At 70.6% G+C, this 534-nt stretch carries 1 protein-coding gene; it reads right to left on the reverse strand.

Features of this window, described 5'->3' with window-relative positions; all coding sequences use genetic code 11:
* A partial coding sequence (locus NHG85_RS13380; protein WP_253333175.1) for a hypothetical protein occupies positions 1 to 236 on the reverse strand: 236 nt, incomplete at its 3' end.
* Positions 237 to 534: the final 298 nt, after the last annotated feature.

The raw sequence follows: 534 nt of genomic DNA on the forward strand, positions 1-534 counted from the left end.
CCCGGTGCCGCGACAAACCGCGCCTCGGCCCCCGCAGGCAGCCATGCCAGCCCCGGCACAGGTAGCGATACGGGCCGCGCGTCCCGCCCAACCGGCGCGATCAGCCGGCCCGCCCCGCCGGACAGAAGCACGAGATGGCCTTGCGCGGGGCGCAACGCGAATCCCGTTTCCTGCAAGGACGCGTGGATGCGGTGCACGACCGCTCGCGTCGTATCGCGCAAGGCTCCTTTGCTCATTCCCCACCCTCCTGCGATGCCGTCACGCGCAGCTTTGCGCCGCTTGCGTGCAATTTCCAGCCCCGCGCGTGCATTTCTGGAGCCCGCGCGTTCCTCTAGCCTCGGTCTCGGAGGAGCTCGTCGGATGGGCTCGGGAACAGGAGGACACCCCATGGACACGCTCGATCTTTATATTGGCGGCGCATTCACCCCCGCCACGGGCGGCGGTAGTTTCGAGCGCGCCAACCCGGTCACCGGCGCCACCGCCACGCAAGCCGCCGCCGCCACGCAGGAAGATGCCGCCCGCGCGGTCGAGGCC

This window comes from Limimaricola litoreus (genome assembly GCF_024159025.1).
Classification (GTDB): Bacteria; Pseudomonadota; Alphaproteobacteria; order Rhodobacterales; family Rhodobacteraceae; genus Limimaricola; species Limimaricola litoreus.